At 71.4% G+C, this 1403-nt stretch carries 1 protein-coding gene; it reads left to right on the plus strand.

Annotation, left to right across the window (positions count from 1 at the left end; translation table 11 throughout):
- Positions 1-80: 80 nt before the first annotated feature.
- A partial coding sequence (locus KDL01_RS41130) for an alpha-amylase family glycosyl hydrolase (RefSeq protein ID WP_212534145.1) occupies positions 81-1403 on the plus strand: 1323 nt, incomplete at its 3' end.

Raw genomic sequence — 1403 nt, forward strand, 5'->3', positions numbered from 1 at the left:
CCCACTACATGGTGACCCACCATCCGCCCTCACCGTTCGCCCTCCATGCTCGCCCCCCATGATCGACAGGAGCCCTTGAAGTGTCCGTGACCAGTGCCGGCTCGCCGCCGCCCGACTGGCTGCGTGAAGCCGTGATCTACCAGGTCTACCCGCAGTCCTTCGCCGACTCGGACGGCGACGGTATCGGCGATCTGAACGGGATCCGGTCCCGCCTGGACTACCTGGCCTGGCTCGGCGTCAATGTCCTGTGGATCAGCCCCTGCTTCGCTTCGACCTTCCGCGACGGCGGGTACGACGTCACGGACTACCTCGCGATCGACCCGCGGTACGGGACCGAGGAGGATCTGGTCGCGCTCTTCGGCGAGGCGCGGGACCGCGGCATCAGGGTCCTGCTCGACCTGGTGCCCGGACACACCTCCGACCGGCACCCGTGGTTCCTCGCCTCAGCCGACGACCCGGCCTGCGACCGGTACATCTGGACCGACGGGACTGAGTGGACCGACTGGGCTGACGGGACCGACTGGACGGACGGGACCGACTGGACCAACGGGACCGGCGGTGAGGCGGCCGCAGGGAAGTGGGTGGCCTCGCCCGGCGCGCGCCCAGGCCGATACCTGGCGAACTTCTACTCCTTCCAGCCCGCGCTCAACTACGGCTACGCGCGCCCGCACCCGGACGAGCCGTGGCGCCAAGGCCCGGACGCGCCCGGCCCGAGGGCCAACCGCGCCGCGCTGCGCGAGACCATGGCGTACTGGCTTGAGCGCGGCGCCGCGGGCTTCCGCGTCGACATGGCGTTCTCCCTCGTCAAAGACGACCCCGACCGCTCCGCCACCGCCGCGCTGTGGGGTGAGATGCGCGCGTGGCTCGACCAGGAGTACCCCGACCGCGTGCTGATCTCGGAGTGGGGCGACCCGGCCACCGCGGTGCCCGCCGGCATCCACGCCGACTTCTTCCTGCACTTCGTCGGCCCCGCCCTGCGCTCGCTGTGGGGCAACGCCCAAGGCAGCCACGCGCCGGCCTGGGGCCAGGACCCGTGCTTCTTCGCCCCCGAAGGCCAGGGCTCGATGACGCTGTTCGCCGAGCACTGGCGGCAGGCACACCGCGCGACCGCGGGCCGCGGCTTCGCCATCGTCCCCACCGCCAACCACGACTTCTCCCGCCTGGCCTGCGGCACCCGCACCGCCGCGATGCTCGCACCCGCCTTCACGTTCCTGCTGACCTGGCCGACCCTGCCCGCGATCTACTACGGCGACGAGATCGGCATGCGCTACGTCCCGGACACCAAAGACGTCGAAGGCGCCCAACTCGGCCCCGAGGCACGCCAAGGCTCGCGCACCCCCATGCAGTGGGACCGCACCGCGAACGCCGGCTTCTCCACCGCCCCCGCCGATTCCCTCTACCTC

The organism is Actinospica durhamensis, assembly GCF_018139695.1.
Lineage (GTDB): Bacteria > Actinomycetota > Actinomycetes > Streptomycetales > Catenulisporaceae > Actinospica > Actinospica durhamensis.